The organism is Ruegeria sp. S84 (assembly GCF_056583445.1).
This window is the reverse complement of sequence record NZ_CM152618.1, coordinates 2,577,735-2,591,939: the sequence shown is the minus strand read 5'-3', so window position 1 is coordinate 2,591,939 and position 14,205 is coordinate 2,577,735. Positions and strand designations below refer to the sequence as shown.

Annotated in this window: 15 protein-coding genes; 11 read left to right on the top strand and 4 right to left on the bottom strand. The window is 58.3% G+C overall.

Annotated features, from left to right (window positions below; genetic code table 11):
- Positions 1-14 precede the first annotated feature (14 nt).
- The 4 genes from AC1DFB_RS13030 (at position 15) to uvrC (ending at position 4,909) form a co-directional block, all read left to right on the top strand.
- Entirely contained in the window at positions 15-812 is a 798-nt protein-coding gene (locus AC1DFB_RS13030) for a S49 family peptidase (protein WP_170423599.1), read from the top strand.
- A gap of 168 nt (positions 813-980) precedes the next feature.
- Positions 981-1,943, top strand: a complete 963-nt coding sequence (locus AC1DFB_RS13025; protein WP_170395605.1) for a calcium/sodium antiporter — start codon at positions 981-983, stop codon at positions 1,941-1,943.
- Between the two features lie 21 nt (positions 1,944-1,964).
- Complete coding sequence (locus AC1DFB_RS13020; protein ID WP_480592386.1) at positions 1,965-2,744, top strand: SDR family oxidoreductase; 780 nt, start codon at positions 1,965-1,967, stop codon at positions 2,742-2,744.
- 290 nt (positions 2,745-3,034) lie between these two features.
- Positions 3,035-4,909, top strand: a complete 1,875-nt coding sequence (gene uvrC, locus AC1DFB_RS13015) for an excinuclease ABC subunit UvrC (RefSeq protein WP_480922614.1) — start codon at positions 3,035-3,037, stop codon at positions 4,907-4,909.
- On the opposite strand, the gene AC1DFB_RS13010 is transcribed toward uvrC, so the two are convergent.
- Positions 4,906-5,790 (bottom strand): DMT family transporter, encoded by an 885-nt coding sequence (locus AC1DFB_RS13010; protein ID WP_480921405.1) that lies wholly within the window; start codon positions 5,788-5,790, stop codon positions 4,906-4,908. The genes uvrC and AC1DFB_RS13010 overlap by 4 nt on opposite strands.
- Positions 5,791-5,980: 190 nt before the next feature.
- On the opposite strand from AC1DFB_RS13010, the gene pgsA reads away from it, so the two are divergent.
- From pgsA to AC1DFB_RS12995, 3 genes are read left to right on the top strand one after another with little or no spacing between them, the layout of a single operon-like run.
- A complete protein-coding gene (gene pgsA, locus AC1DFB_RS13005; protein WP_170395613.1) occupies positions 5,981-6,649 on the top strand; it encodes a CDP-diacylglycerol--glycerol-3-phosphate 3-phosphatidyltransferase in 669 nt (222 codons plus the stop codon).
- Positions 6,650-6,652: 3 nt separating this feature from the next.
- Positions 6,653-6,898, top strand: a complete 246-nt coding sequence (gene moaD, locus AC1DFB_RS13000; protein WP_170395615.1) for a molybdopterin converting factor subunit 1 — start codon at positions 6,653-6,655, stop codon at positions 6,896-6,898.
- A gap of 1 nt (position 6,899) precedes the next feature.
- Positions 6,900-7,343 carry a molybdopterin synthase catalytic subunit gene (locus AC1DFB_RS12995; protein WP_170802319.1) on the top strand — a complete coding sequence of 148 codons (444 nt, stop codon included), beginning with the start codon at positions 6,900-6,902 and terminating at the stop codon, positions 7,341-7,343.
- Positions 7,344-7,355: 12 nt separating this feature from the next.
- Here the strand turns inward: AC1DFB_RS12995 and AC1DFB_RS12990 are convergent, their stop codons facing one another.
- The 3 genes from AC1DFB_RS12990 to ubiA all read right to left on the bottom strand — a co-directional run bounded on the left by AC1DFB_RS12990 (position 7,356) and on the right by ubiA (position 10,630).
- Positions 7,356-7,676 carry a hypothetical protein gene (locus tag AC1DFB_RS12990; protein ID WP_170395619.1) on the bottom strand — a complete coding sequence of 107 codons (321 nt, stop codon included), beginning with the start codon at positions 7,674-7,676 and terminating at the stop codon, positions 7,356-7,358.
- Position 7,677: 1 nt separating this feature from the next.
- A complete protein-coding gene (locus AC1DFB_RS12985; protein WP_480921404.1) occupies positions 7,678-9,600 on the bottom strand; it encodes an OmpA family protein in 1,923 nt (640 codons plus the stop codon).
- A gap of 67 nt (positions 9,601-9,667) precedes the next feature.
- Entirely contained in the window at positions 9,668-10,630 is a 963-nt protein-coding gene (gene ubiA, locus AC1DFB_RS12980; RefSeq protein WP_170423611.1) for a 4-hydroxybenzoate octaprenyltransferase, read from the bottom strand.
- A gap of 12 nt (positions 10,631-10,642) precedes the next feature.
- Between ubiA and AC1DFB_RS12975 the strand changes: the two genes are divergently transcribed.
- From AC1DFB_RS12975 to AC1DFB_RS12960, 4 genes are all read left to right on the top strand, one after another.
- Positions 10,643-11,368, top strand: coding sequence for a 16S rRNA (uracil(1498)-N(3))-methyltransferase (locus tag AC1DFB_RS12975; protein ID WP_480921403.1), 726 nt, complete (start codon positions 10,643-10,645; stop codon positions 11,366-11,368).
- Entirely contained in the window at positions 11,365-12,213 is an 849-nt protein-coding gene (locus tag AC1DFB_RS12970) for a GNAT family N-acetyltransferase (RefSeq protein WP_480921402.1), read from the top strand. Before AC1DFB_RS12975 ends, AC1DFB_RS12970 begins: the two co-directional genes overlap by 4 nt.
- The gene (locus AC1DFB_RS12965) at positions 12,210-12,737 is read left to right on the top strand and encodes a hypothetical protein (RefSeq protein ID WP_170408404.1); all 528 of its coding nucleotides are present in this window, start codon (positions 12,210-12,212) and stop codon (positions 12,735-12,737) included. Before AC1DFB_RS12970 ends, AC1DFB_RS12965 begins: the two co-directional genes overlap by 4 nt.
- Positions 12,738-12,804: 67 nt before the next feature.
- Positions 12,805-14,175 carry a glutamate--cysteine ligase gene (locus tag AC1DFB_RS12960; protein WP_170408403.1) on the top strand — a complete coding sequence of 457 codons (1,371 nt, stop codon included), beginning with the start codon at positions 12,805-12,807 and terminating at the stop codon, positions 14,173-14,175.
- Positions 14,176-14,205 lie beyond the last annotated feature (30 nt).

Below are 14,205 nucleotides of genomic sequence, written 5' to 3'. Positions count from 1 at the left end.
CTACATCGGCTTCCATGAAACTCAGCCTGCCCTTCATGAAAAAGCCGCCACTTGTGGCCGTTGTTCGCCTTTCCGGTGCCATTGGAATGGCCGGGCGAGGGTCGATGAACGCGACCGCTCTGGCACCGGTGTTGGAGAAAGCCTTTCGCAAGGGCAAGCCCGCTGCGGTCGCGCTGGAGATCAATTCGCCGGGCGGCTCCCCCGTTCAAAGCTCATTGATCGGTGCGCGTATCCAGCGACTGGCGGAAGAGCTTAAGATCCCTGTTTACGCTTTCGTCGAAGACGTGGCGGCTTCGGGTGGATATTGGTTGGCGGTTTCAGCGGATGAGATTTGGGCCGATGACAGTTCGGTTTTGGGGTCGATCGGCGTGATATCGTCGGGATTTGGCGCGCATGTTTTTCTGGCACGTCAGGGCTTTGAACGACGCGTACATACTGCGGGTCAGTCGAAATCAATGCTCGACCCGTTTGCTCCGGAAAAGAAAGAAGACATTGCACGGCTCAAAGTGCTGCTGGGCGATATCCACGAGAATTTCATAACCCATGTGAAATCTCGCCGGGACGGCAAGCTGGACAGCAGCGCTGATCTGTTCAATGGCGAGGTCTGGCTGGCCCGTCGCGCGCAACAGCTGGGCCTGATCGATGGTATTGCCCATCTAAAGCCCAAGATGCAGGAGAAGTTTGGCGACAAAGTCAGGTTCCGCCGCTATGGCCTGCGCAAACCGATCTGGTCGCGCTTCGGCGCGACGCTGGCGCAGGATGCCATAGCCGGTATTGAGGAGCGCGCTGCCTACGCGCGTTTCGGGTTGTAGAGTGATCATCAAAGCAGTCACCTTGTTCCTGATCGCCATGGGCGTTCTGGCGATGTTCGGCAAGCTACGCTTTCCTGGACAGAAACGATTGAGTTCTGCGAAATGTCCGCGTTGTGGGCGGTTTAGGATCGGCAAAGGCCCGTGTCCTTGCGAAGAAGGAGGCCGTGGATGACGGCATGGCTGTTCTCCGGCCTCGGGCTGCTGATCCTGTTGTTGGCAGGTGACGCGCTGGTGCGTGGGGCCGTGAACCTCAGCCTGCGGTTGGGGGTTCCCGCCCTGATCGTCAGCCTGACAATCGTTGCATTTGGAACTTCGGCCCCTGAGCTGCTGATTGCAATCAGCGCCATCAAGGAAAACGCGCCGGGCATTGCGTTGGGTAACGTGGTGGGCTCGAATACAGCGAATATCTTGCTGGTTCTGGGATTGCCCGCGCTTCTGGCGACCTTGCACACAAGCGAGTGCGACAGCCGCAAGAACTACATCTTCATGCTTCTGGCGTCGGTGTTATTTATCGGGTTGGCTTTTTGCGGGGTCTTTAATCTGCTCAGCGGGGCAATTTTGCTGGCTGCGTTGGCTCTGATCCTCGGCAACGCGTTTCGCGAAGCACATGCGCACCGTAAAGCCTGTGGTGAAGCTTGTGCCGATGAGGACGAGCTTGAGGGTCTTGAGGAAGCAGATCCTGACATGCCTTATTGGAAGGTGGCGATCTACCTGATCCTCGGCTTGATCGGCCTGCCAATGGGTGCGCATCTGCTGGTCGAAAATGCGACCGTCATTGCCCGGAACTATGGTGTGAGCGAAACAGTGATCGGCCTTACGCTGATCGCGGTGGGTACGTCCCTGCCGGAACTGTCGACAACCGTCATGGCTGCCCTGAGGCGACAAGCGGATGTGGCACTGGGTAACGTCATCGGATCGAACATGTTCAATCTGCTGGCCATTGTCGGCATTACGACCTTGTTTGGGCGTATTCCCGTCGATCCTGAATTCCTGCGTTTCGATCTGTGGGTGATGCTCGGTGCGTCGCTCTTGTTGGTTCCTTTTGTGTTCTTCAAGAAAGATATCACACGCGTCTGGGGCCTGATCTTGACAGCGCTCTATGTGATCTATGTTGCAAGCCTGTTAGCCTGACCTGACGAGGAGAATGAGCCCATGACCCGAGCATTGGTGACTGGTGCCGGTAAACGCCTTGGTCGTGCCATGGCGCTGTATTTGGCGCAGCGCGGCATGGATGTCGCTGTGCACTATTCCAGTTCGGACCAGGCCGCGCGTGAAACGGTTGATGAGGTTCAGGCGCTGGGCCGAAGGTCAGTTGCGCTGCAGGCCGATCTGCTTGATGAGGGGCAAGTCAGCTCATTGCTGCCGCGTGCAGCTGAGGCGCTGGGTGGTCCGATCACCTGTCTGGTCAACAATGCATCGATATTTGAGTATGACAATATCCACTCAGCTACCCGCCAAAGCTGGGATCGGCATCTCGACAGCAATCTGCGCGCACCATTCGTACTGACCCAAGCTATGGCCGAGCAGGGGTTGCAGCCGGAGCTTGATGATCAGGGAGAGCCTCTGGCGATTGGGCTGATCGTGAACATGGTGGATATGCGGGTGCGTAAACTGACGCCTGAGTTCATGTCATACACGATTGCCAAGATGGGGTTGTGGGCCTTGACCCGGACTGCAGCGCAGGCTCTGACACCCGCAATCCGTGTGAACGCGATCGGCCCCGGTCCAACGCTACAGGGTCATCGCCAAAGTGATGCCCATTTTAGCGCTCAGCGGCAGAACACGATTCTGGAGCGCGGCGCGAACCCGTCGGATATCACTGCTGCGCTGGGATACTTTCTGGACGCACATGCCGTTACGGGGCAGCTTCTTTGCGTCGATGGTGGGCAACATTTGGGTTGGCAAACACCCGATGTTCTTGGTGTAGAATAAGTAAATCTGCTGCAAGTTTTGCACCGCTCTCATCTCTGTTACTCGAGCGTTACAAAAATGTCTTAATTTTCATACACTTGTCTCAGATCAACAAATTTATCTTTTAAAAACAACACCATAATTTCCTGCCTATTTTTTGTGCAGATCAACGAATAGGCAAGGATTCAAGGGAAAATCACGATGCCCCTAAAGTTATCTGCACAGTTATCCACAGAAGTCGTGGATTTGTTTTCTCTTGATCTGAAGCGCACAAGATTGCAGCCATGGTCAGAGAATCATATCTCAGACTCATGACCGCCAGCACCGATCCCGAATCGTCGACCCAAGCCACCGGCTATGCCTGCATTCAGCGTTATGCGAAAACGCTGGACAGCTCGCCGGGTGTGTATCGGATGTTGGATGGGGACAGCCGAGTTCTTTACGTAGGTAAAGCGCGAAACCTGAAGGCGAGGGTATCGAACTACACCCGCCCGGGACATTCGGGTCGGATCGAGAAAATGATCGCCGCAACTGCCTCGATGATGTTTCTGACCACTCGGACCGAGACCGAGGCGCTGCTGCTGGAACAGAACCTGATCAAGCAGCTCAAGCCCAAATACAACGTATTGTTGCGGGATGACAAAAGCTTCCCGAATATTCTGGTCGCCAAGGATCATGCCTTTCCGCAGATCAAAAAGCACCGAGGGGCGAAGAAAGAAAAGGGGGCTTATTTTGGCCCCTTCGCCAGTGCAGGCGCGGTGAACAGGACGCTGAACCAGCTGCAAAAGGCGTTCCTGCTGCGGAACTGTTCGGATTCCATGTTCGATAGCCGGACCCGGCCGTGCCTGCTCTATCAGATCAAGCGATGTTCTGGGCCGTGCGTCGGACTGATCTCGGAAGCCGATTATCGTGAAAGCGTTAAGGATGCCGAAAGGTTCCTGTCAGGCCGATCTACCAAAGTGCAGGAAGATCTCGCCGCGCAGATGATGGCTGCCTCCGAGGCGATGGAGTTCGAACGAGCCGCCGGTTTGCGCGACCGTATCCGGGCGCTGACGCAGGTGCAGACGTCTCAGGGCATCAATCCGCGCGGCGTGGCCGAGGCTGACGTCATTGGCCTCTATATGGACAGCGGTCAAGCCTGCGTTCAGGTGTTTTTCATCCGGGCCAACCAGAACTGGGGTAACCGCGATTTCTATCCGCGCGTCGGCCCGGATGTGTCACAGGCTGAGGCGATGGAAGCGTTCCTGGGCCAGTTCTATGACAACAAGGAACCACCCCGGCAGTTGATCCTGTCTGATGCAATCGAGAATGCCGATCTGATGCAGGAGGCATTGTCGGAAAAAGCTGGACGCAAGGTGGAAATCCTGGTGCCCCAGCGCGGTGAAAAGCAGGAACTGATCGCCGGTGCCTTGCGCAACGCACGTGAATCGCTGGCCCGGCGGATGTCGGAAAGTGCCACGCAGGCCAAATTGCTACGCGGTGTGGCCGAGGCCTTTGATCTGGACGCGCCACCGAACCGGATCGAAGTTTATGACAACTCTCACATTCAAGGCACCAATGCCGTGGGTGGCATGATCGTCGCGGGCCCAGAGGGGTTCATGAAAAACGCCTATCGCAAGTTCAACATCCGCGGCGATGATCTAACCCCCGGCGATGACTTCGGCATGATGAAAGAGGTCCTGACCCGCCGTTTTACGCGCCTGCAAAAGGAAGATCCGGATCGGGACAAAGGGCATTGGCCCGATCTGCTGCTGATCGACGGTGGTGCAGGGCAGGTGAGCGCCGTGAATGAGATCATGGCCCAGCACGGGGTCGAGGATATCCCGATGGTCGGTGTCGCTAAGGGTGTCGATCGCGATCACGGCAAGGAAGAATTCCACCGCATCGGGCAGCGCCCTTTTGCGCTGAAACGCAACGATCCCGTATTGTACTTTATCCAGCGCTTGCGGGATGAGGCGCATCGCTTTGCCATCGGCACCCATCGCGCGAAACGCGCCAAGGCGGTTGGTGCAACGCCACTGGACGAAATCCCCGGCGTCGGGGCCGCGCGCAAACGCGCCCTGCTGACTCATTTCGGCAGCGCCAAAGCGGTGAGCCGAGCCAATTTGGCGGATCTTAGAGCCGTCGAGGGGATTTCAGCCGGGTTGGCGCAGAAGGTCTATGACTTCTTCCATGACAAGGGCTAGGCTTTTTGCCCCCGCCAAAGGATATAGAGGCCCGACGCCACGATGAGGCCGCAGCCAATCCACATGGTCTGATCCAATCGCTCGCCAAACATCAACACGCCCAAGCCGATACCGAATAACAGCCGCGAATAGCGAAACGGCGTCACAGATGAGACCTCGCCGGTGCGCATCGCCTTCATCAGCGCGGCATAGGCCATGACCCCCATCACAATCGCCCCACCCATGTGCAGGCTGACATTAGGCGTCAGAGTTTGCAGCGGTGTTCCTTCCCAGAATCGATAAGCCAAACCCGCGACAATGATGCAGAGGAAGCCATAGAACCCCAGAACTTCGGTGCCCAGTGTTGCGGGTGCGGCGCGGCTGGCCAGATCGCGCCCCGCAAAGCCGAGCATCCCCAGCACGGCAAGGATTGACAGGGCCGAGAAGCTGTCTCCGGTCGGTTGGATGATGATCACAACGCCAACAAGACCGATCAAAATGGCGCTCCATCGCCGCCAGCCGACGGATTCTCCAAAGAACAACGCGGCCCCTGCGACGACAACCAGTGGTGTGGCCTGCAGGATCACCGTGGCCGATGACAGTGGCGTCAAAGCGATCGCCAGCACATAGAACAAACGTCCAAGAATCTCGAAGACCACACGCACCTTCATTGGGCGCGACAACACGTCGGGCTGGAACAGACGCGTGCTACGTACTGTGGCAACCGCTGCATAGATCACAGCACCACCCGCACCGAACAGTACAAGCACCTGCCAGATCGGGATCGACGCCGAAGCCGCCTTAAGCAGCGCATCCTCCAGCGCGAACAGCGCCATTGCGGCGACCATCCAGGCGCTGCCGATCAGATTTGACCGGGGATCGGTTTGAATATGCGGTGTCATGTCAGCTCTGGGGTGTTGTCTGGTTGGCCAGCCGACAATCTGACGCCAAAGCAATCAAGTGCCAAGATGAAACCTGTAATGTGACCACCGCTGCGACGCTTTGACTTTTAAGACAGCAAACGCTTGTGCTGGGTCAGTTTTTTAAGACCCTGTCTTTTCTGTCTTGAACCGGCGATGTAGGGTCCAAGCCATGAAATGGAACCTGCCGAATATTCTGACTGTACTGCGCCTTGTGGCGGCCCCCGGTCTCGCCGTGATGTTTCTGTATTTCACCCGTCCCTATGCGGATTGGTTTGCTTTGATCCTGTTCCTGTCAGCGGCGATCACCGATTGGTTCGACGGGTATCTGGCGCGCGCCTGGAAACAGGAAACGAAGATTGGCGCCATGCTGGATCCCATTGCCGACAAGGCAATGGTGGTAATCGCGCTGATGATATTGGTGGGCTATTCGACTGAACACTGGACACCATGGCTGGTCCTGCCCGCGACAGTGATCCTGTTTCGCGAAGTCTTTGTCTCAGGCTTGCGAGAGTATCTGGGCGATGTGGCCGGAACCCTGAAGGTCACCAAGCTGGCCAAGTGGAAAACGACGGCACAGATGGTAGCGATCGCGATCCTGTTCTCGCAGGGGATATTCGAGCACCATTTTGTGATGGCCACGTTTGGCATGGATGCGACAACCATTGATCAGGTTCTGGCAGGGCAGGTCGAGGACCTGAACAACATCCGCTGGCATCTTGAGGCCATGTTCTGGTCAGGTCGTATCGGGCTATGGCTGCTCTGGATCGCCGCGACGCTGACATTGATCACGGGCTATGACTACCTACGTAAAGCCATGCCCCACCTGAAGGAGAGCTAACCGATGAACGTGCTGTATTTCGCTTGGGTGCGCGAACGCATCGGCCTGCCGAAAGAGAAGATTGAAACTGAGGCCGCAACAGTCAGCGATTTGGTCGCGGAACTGAGCGCGCGTGAGGATCGCTATGCTGCTGCCTTTGCCGATCTGTCGGCCTTGCGCGTGGCGCTGGACCAAGAGCTTTCGGATTTTGACGCCCCGCTGACCGGTGTGCGCGAGGTTGCGTTCTTTCCGCCCATGACGGGTGGCTAGAATGCGGATCGTCGTACAGGAGGCCCCGTTCGATCTGGGGGCCGAAGCCAACGCTTTTGCCGCCGGGGACGATACCAACGGGGCCATCGTGACCTTCACAGGCGTTGTGCGCGATCTGGCTTCGGGCGATCTGGATGTGATGGAGATCGAGCACTATCCTGGCATGACCGAACGCGCCCTAACCAAGATCGCGGAAGAGGCGCAAGCCCGTTGGTCACTGGGCAACGTTCTGGTGATCCACCGCCACGGAAGGCTTGCTCCGGGTGACCGTATCATGATGGTCGCCACCGCTGCACCACACCGCAAAGATGCGTTTGAGGCGGCGGAATATCTGATGGATTACCTCAAGTCTCGCGCGCCATTCTGGAAGAAGGAAATCACCACGTCCGGAGCGGATTGGGTGGCTGCCAAGGACGAGGATGAAGACGCGCTGACTCGCTGGTAGGAAGTAGGGTGCCTAATCTGCGTTGTTGATCCGCCCGCGCATCTCTTCGGCTTCCTGCCGCGCCGCGCGCAGCCCTTCCATTGCGGCATTCAACTCGGCTTCGGTTTGAGTCAGCTGGTTGGTCAGCTCTGCCTCGCGCTGCTGAAGATATGTGATTGCCTGATCGCGTGTTTCTTCGGCCTCGTGCAGTTCCTGACTCATGCGGTCAAGATCGGCCACGTCGCTTTGGCGAACACGGGACAGCCGATGGGCCAGCCAGTTGGCGAACCAACCCATGCAGAAAGCTGCGAACAGGATGATGGCTGTGGCGATGATGAATTCTGTTCTGTTCAACTTACTGGTCCTCTGAGCCTGCATCCGGTGCGTCGGTTTCAGGTGTCTCGATTTCGGCCTCAGATTCGGCCTCGGCTTCCATCGCCTCAAGCCCGGTCAGGGTGTTGGCCACGGGTTCAGGACGGATCAGGCGAAACTCGATGCGGCGGTTCTCTTCGCGGCCTTCTTCGGTTTCGTTATCGGCGATGGGCTGCGTCTCGCCATACCCGACCGCAGAAAAGCTTGAGGTCGGCACGCGCCGTCCGCGCAATTCGTTCAGGATCGACTGCGCGCGCGACTGGCTGAGCTGCTGGTTCATCTCTTCACGGCCCTGACTGTCGGTATGGCCCTGAATCTCCAACCGGATGGGGCCACATTCACGCAGGATGTCCGCGATCTGGTTCAGGGCATCGCGCGAGTCTGCTGCGACGGTGGCTGATCCCGGTTCGAACGCAATCTTGCTGGCGGCCTGAACCTCGGCCAGCTGCTCTTCGCAGACCTCGGGGTCGGGCGGTGCGTCGGCGGGTGCGGGCGGCTCCTGATAGGTGATTGACAGGGTGTAATCCTGCGCTTCGCCCAGCTTGTCCGACAGCATGCCGGCGATCCGGGCCTTGGCGTCGGGATCATGGCTGATGCCCGACAGCGCTACATTGTCCGGCGTAACGGTCAGGGCGCCATTGTGCAGTTGCGACAGTGCCTCCAGCCCGGCCAAGACGCGTATGGGCCAATCCGCGGGCAGGTCCGGTGCAATCCGGGTGGCTGTGTGCACCTGCAATGATCCAAAGGCGGCACGTGCAAAGCTGTCGGTCATTTCACGCAGCGTTTCGTCACTCAGACGGCCACGCAGTTGAACCAAACCCTCAGGGCTACGTGTTGCGACGAATTCAATAGGCCCAGTCGGGTCATCCGGTTCGGGTTCGGGAAGAATTGCATGCAAGGCGAAGACCTCGGGCAGCGTATTTTCGAGCTCTCCCACGATGCGGTCGAACTCCAAAGGGTTAGTCCCTTGTGTGGCAACTAGAGTGATATCTGCATCCGACAGAGTAACTGAACCCTGACCAAGTTCGGATAGCGCACGAATGCTGAGCTGCGCTGCATTCGCCCAACGCGGAGACGGTACGCCTAGCCCAATGGTGCAGGAATAGGGGCCGGTTAATCCGGCCTCTTGTGCTGCAGCGACGATGATGTCGCGCGCAACTTCATCCTGGGCCGAGCACGCATCAAACTGCCCGCCATCCTCATCTATCAGATAGCGCAGCGTGAATGGTGTGATTACCGGGCGAGGTGCCGAAATCGAAAGGCCGATTCGCAGACCTGGTGGCGCGGCGCGGCTCAGGTCTTGTTCCAGCTGGTCTTTCTCTTGCTGGCTATCGGCAATGGCCGTGATACGCACCAACCCTGGGCTGGCAGATATCTTGGCCCGTGGCAAATCCGAGAGCGCTTCGATCGCATAGTCGATTGCCTGATCCCAACCGTCTGGCTTGGGATAGTCGGCACTTTCCATCAGGTCCGAAACTGACGCGTCCCGATCAAGGCGTTGCAGCCTGTCTACCAGATCATCGCGATCCAGAGCCGCAGGTACTAGCCCGATAATCGAAATTCCACTGTCATTGCGCAAGATCTCGGTAGAAAAGCGGGGCGGTGTCAGATCGGCGGTGGGAGCAACCTCCATCTCGTCAATGACGCGCGAGGTGTCGACCTCGGTGCCCGCAGCGATCAGGGCGTTGAATCGGGTCGCCTCAGTCGGGGCCGTGCCGGTCAGAACGACACGCAGGCCGTCGGATTCGACTTCGGCCCAATCATGCCCCTGCAAGTTCAAGGCCTTTCGCACGGCCAGTTCCGAGGCGTCTTCGATGTTGCTGACCGCAAATCCAGCGACCACCAGCGATAGCACGGCGGACACCGCGAAAATCAACGCAACAGCTAGGGCGTAAGGCAGACGCATGGGCGAAATCGAGACTCCTCGGGCGGTTGGTTCCGGGACTCATACAGAGCGCAGCACAGAGGTGCAATCAGAGGAAAAGGGCGACGCAGAGGAAGATCAGCGGAATCAAGCCGGTGTCGCGATTGGCCCGGAAAAGCTGCAGCAATTTGGCGTTGTCCTCCGTGTCCAGCCCCCGCAATTGCCAGGCCAGATGCCACCCCATCGCCCAAGGCCCGCCAAGGGCGACCGCCAAAGCAAGAACCGATGTCCCGGGCAAAGCCGCGTCGATAATTGCAAAGGCCATTAGACTGACGGTTCCAATCAGAAAATACTTGAGCCAACGGGCGGTATCGGTGCCAAACAGCCGTGCGGTGGACTTGATGCCGATCAGCTCGTCATCCTCGGCATCCTGATGGGCGTAGATCGTGTCGTAGAACAAAGTCCAGGCGATTCCTGACAGATAAAGCATGATCGCAGGCCAGCCTACGGTGCCGGTATGTGCTGCCCAGGCTAGCAATGCGCCCCAGTTGAAGGCCAGCCCTAGAAAAATCTGCGGCCACCACGTAAAACGTTTCGCATAGGGATAGATGGTAACAGGCAGCAAAGACAGAACCCCCATCGCAATCGCGGCCCGGTTGAAGGTCAGAAGGATGGCCAGGGCCAACAGACATTGCAGCACCATCCAGAATGCAGCCTGACGGACACTCACCTGACCCGAGGGAATCGGGCGCGACCTTGTACGCTCGACCTTCCCGTCAAACTCACGATCAGTAATGTCATTCCACGTACAGCCCGCGCCGCGCATCAAAAACGCACCAATGGCACAACCAACTGCGATCCAAAGATCCTCCCATCGTGGTGCGCCGTCGCTCAGGATGGCCAAGGCCAGACCCCACCAGCAGGGAATCAGCAGAAGCCATGTGCCGATGGGTCGGTCTGCGCGGCTGAGCCGCAAGTAAGGGCGGGCAAAGGCGGGGGCGTGGGTGTCTACCCAATTGCCGGTTACGGCATCGGCGACCTGACCGTCTGGTGTTGGGGCATTGCCTTGCATATGTAGGGTCTCATGAATGCGAAGATCAGACTGTATGTAGAGCACCCTTTGGGTCCGGGGCAATCGGTTCCTTTGACGCGCGAGCAGGCGCATTATCTGTTCGGTGTCATGCGCCTGTCGGTTGGGGGGCAGGTCGCGCTATTCAATGGCAGCGATGGCGAGTGGCAGGCAGAGGTAGCAGAAGCAAGTAAACGAGGCGGAATTCTGTCGTGCGTGGAGCAATCGAAACCTCTGCAATTACCGCCCGATCTGTGGCTTCTCTTTGCACCGATCAAGAAGGCGCGGACCGATTTCATCGTTGAAAAAGCAGCTGAAATGGGGGCCGCACGGATCATGCCGGTGCAGACCGAATTCACCAACTCCGAGCGCATTCGGCAGGATCGCTTGCAGGCCCACGCAATTGAGGCGGCCGAACAATGTGGCGGCACTTTTGTGCCTGAGGTCGCTGACCTCCAGCGATTGGATCGTATCCTGGGCGCGTGGCCCGATGATCGCCAATTGATGTTCTGTGACGAGGCAGAAGCCGGCTCGGCCCTGCGCTTGGCGGAGAATGAGAAAGGCAAGCCGTGGGCGATCCTGATCGGCCCCGAGGGTGGGTTTTCCGAGCCCGAACGCAAACGGTTGGCAGAGCTGCCATTTACCCATGTGGTCAGCCTCGGCCCACGTATCCTGCGCGCCGATACAGCAGCCGTTGCGGCGATGACAATGTGGCAGCAAGCGTTGGGAGATTGGACGTGACGTGGCAATTGGCGCAGGAAACGGACCTGTCCAGGATCGACTCGTTTTTGTCCCAACATATCCAAACATCGATGTTCCCTTTGGCCAATCTACGGGATTTTGGCCTGTGCGGTACGCATCCCCGGTCGTTGAATGCATGGACGCTTGGCAGCCCGTTGCGTGCGGTCTTTGCCATAACAAATGAAGGCATGATCCTGCTGCAATGTCCCGACTGTTCGGATACCGAACTTGCCGCAGCGATTGACCTTATTCGAGGCCGGGCCCTGTTCGGCATCGCGGCTGAGGCAACGCAGGCTCGTCGGATAATCCGGTTGGCAGGTTGGGAAGGGCGACCCGCGACCCTGAACAGCGATGAGCCGGGGTTTTCCCTGGCGCTGGATCGACTCCAAATACCGGTTTTCAGTGGGGCAGATCTCATGCCGCTTACTGATGTCGATCGTTCGGTCCTTGAAGACTGGCGAGAAAGCTACCTCATCGAAGCCATGGATTTTGATCCTTTGCGTGCACAGACGCAGGCTAGGAAGGATATCAAGACCTATATCGAGCGGGATTCGCATCGAGTTTTGCTACATAATGGCCAACCGGTCAGCATGACCGGCTTCAACGCCCGCCTGCCTGATGTGGTGCAGATCGGCGGTGTCTACACGCCACCAGATTTACGAGGGCGGAGCTATGCGCGTTTGGCTGTTGCCCTGCATCTGGTTGAGGCGCGCGATGCGGGAGTTTCCAGGGCTGTCCTCTTTGCGGCTTCCGATGCGGCAGCGCGTGCCTATATATCCATTGGGTTCCAGCCTGCGGGTCAATACTCGCTGATCCTGTTCAAAAACCCGGAGGACGTGGCATGAGTTTCTTTCGACCCGAAGCCAAACTGGCCCTGTGGCGCTGGCGCGAAGTGCTGGTTGCAGGGTTTGTTCTGATCCTCGGCCTCAGCTGGATCAGCGGCCCCGGCGGATTGCTGGCGTGGTTGGGGTGGCTGCTGATCGTCGTCTCGATGGCACTGGCGGTGATCGGAGTGCAACGCGCGCGCTTTCGCAATGGTGCGGGAGGACCGGGTGTGGTGACTATTGATGAAGGCCAGATCACCTATCTGGGCCCGCTCGACGGCGGCATCGTTGCAGCCCGCGAAATCGAGCGGTTGGCGTTGGATCCGACCTCGCAACCTGCGCATTGGGTTTTGGATCAGCCAGGGCAGCCGACCCTTCACATTCCGGTGAACGCCGAAGGGGCCGAGGCACTGTTTGATGTGTTCTCAGCACTTCCGGGGCTTAAAACCGAGCAAATGCTGTCGGAACTCAACGGTCGTGCGGCACATCCGGTGGTGATCTGGGAACGCACGCCGTCACGGCCTGCGCACCTTAGGCTGCATTGACACTGGCGCGGTTTGCGCTCAGGACTGACCGCCAAGACAGACACATCAGGATCGGAGCACGGGTCACATGTCCATCCCCCAGTCCGGCGGCGGACCGATCGAACGCCATGAGCAACTGGCCGAATATCTGGAATCGGGCTGCAAGCCCAAGGAAGATTGGCGCATCGGAACCGAGCACGAAAAGTTCGGCTATTGCAAAGACACTCTGAAACCACTGCCGTTTGAAGGCAAACGGTCGATTGTGGCCGTGCTGGAAGGTCTGCGAGACCGCCATGGCTGGGCTGAAGTGCGTGAAGCTGGACATTTAATCGGGCTTGAGAAGGACGGCGCGAACGTCAGCCTGGAACCAGGCGGTGCGTTGGAACTGTCCGGCGCTCCGCTCGAGACAATTCATGAAACGTGTGATGAGGTGAACACTCACCTGCGTGAAGTGAAGGATATCGCCGATGAGATCGGTGTAGGCTTTATTGGTCTGGGCGCAGCCCCGATCTGGACCCATGAAGAGATGCCGTTGATGCCCAAAGGCCGTTACCGGCTGATGAACGATTATATGGAGAAAGTCGGCACCATGGGCCGTGCCATGATGCGGCGCACCTGCACGGTTCAGGTCAATATCGACTTCGGGTCCGAGGCCGACATGGTGCAGAAGCTGCGCGTCGCGCTGGCCCTTCAGCCGGTCGCGACGGCGCTGTTTGCGAACTCTCCGTTTTTCGAGGGCAAGGTGAACGGCCAGAAAAGCTGGCGCAGTTATATCTGGCGGCATCTGGACGATGCACGGACGGGCATGCTGCCCTTTGTGTTCGAAGAAGGCTTCGGGTTCGAACGCTATGTACAATATGCGCTCGATGTACCGATGTATTTCGTCTATCGCGACGGCCAGTATATCAACGCGCTGGGCATGTCGTTCCGCGACTTCCTGCAGGGCAAACTGCCTGCACTGCCCGGCGAGACGCCGACTCTGTCCGATTGGGCCGATCACCTGACCACGGCATTCCCCGAAGCGCGGATCAAGAAGTTCATGGAGATGCGCGGTGCCGATGGTGGCCCATGGCGTCGCCTATGCGCTCTGCCTGCATTCTGGGTTGGTCTGACCTATGACCAAACTGCGCTGGATGCCGCTTGGGATCTGGTCAAAGGCTGGGATGCCGAGACGCGCGAAGCGCTGCGGGTTGAGGCTGCCAAGGATGGTCTGCAAGCGCAGGTTGGCAACATCAACATGCATGATCTGGCGCGCGAAGTGGTCTCGATCGCCGAGGCCGGTCTGGCGTCGCGCGCGCGCCCCGGTGCGGGTGGTCTGGTGCAGGACGAAACGCATTTCCTGAACGCGCTCAAGGACAGCATCGATACGGGCAAGGTGCCCGCAGATGAGTTGCTGGATCACTACAATGGCGACTGGAATGGCGATCTGACCCGGATTTATCCCGAATACAGCTATTGATCCCCACCGTCCCGCTTGCATTCGCGGGGC

What these genes read in the sequence shown, in the direction of transcription:
- AC1DFB_RS13030 (WP_170423599.1), top strand. Translation starts at nt 15, where the DNA reads ATGAAACTCAGCCTGCCCTTCATGAAAAAGCCGCCACTTGTGGCCGTT.
- AC1DFB_RS13025 (WP_170395605.1), top strand. Translation starts at nt 981, where the DNA reads ATGACGGCATGGCTGTTCTCCGGCCTCGGGCTGCTGATCCTGTTGTTG.
- AC1DFB_RS13020 (WP_480592386.1), top strand. Translation starts at nt 1,965, where the DNA reads ATGACCCGAGCATTGGTGACTGGTGCCGGTAAACGCCTTGGTCGTGCC.
- uvrC (WP_480922614.1), top strand. Translation starts at nt 3,035, where the DNA reads ATGACCGCCAGCACCGATCCCGAATCGTCGACCCAAGCCACCGGCTAT.
- AC1DFB_RS13010 (WP_480921405.1), bottom strand. Translation starts at nt 5,790, where the DNA reads ATGACACCGCATATTCAAACCGATCCCCGGTCAAATCTGATCGGCAGC.
- pgsA (WP_170395613.1), top strand. Translation starts at nt 5,981, where the DNA reads ATGAAATGGAACCTGCCGAATATTCTGACTGTACTGCGCCTTGTGGCG.
- moaD (WP_170395615.1), top strand. Translation starts at nt 6,653, where the DNA reads ATGAACGTGCTGTATTTCGCTTGGGTGCGCGAACGCATCGGCCTGCCG.
- AC1DFB_RS12995 (WP_170802319.1), top strand. Translation starts at nt 6,900, where the DNA reads ATGCGGATCGTCGTACAGGAGGCCCCGTTCGATCTGGGGGCCGAAGCC.
- AC1DFB_RS12985 (WP_480921404.1), bottom strand. Translation starts at nt 9,600, where the DNA reads ATGCGTCTGCCTTACGCCCTAGCTGTTGCGTTGATTTTCGCGGTGTCC.
- ubiA (WP_170423611.1), bottom strand. Translation starts at nt 10,630, where the DNA reads ATGCAAGGCAATGCCCCAACACCAGACGGTCAGGTCGCCGATGCCGTA.
- AC1DFB_RS12975 (WP_480921403.1), top strand. Translation starts at nt 10,643, where the DNA reads ATGAATGCGAAGATCAGACTGTATGTAGAGCACCCTTTGGGTCCGGGG.
- AC1DFB_RS12965 (WP_170408404.1), top strand. Translation starts at nt 12,210, where the DNA reads ATGAGTTTCTTTCGACCCGAAGCCAAACTGGCCCTGTGGCGCTGGCGC.
- AC1DFB_RS12960 (WP_170408403.1), top strand. Translation starts at nt 12,805, where the DNA reads ATGTCCATCCCCCAGTCCGGCGGCGGACCGATCGAACGCCATGAGCAA.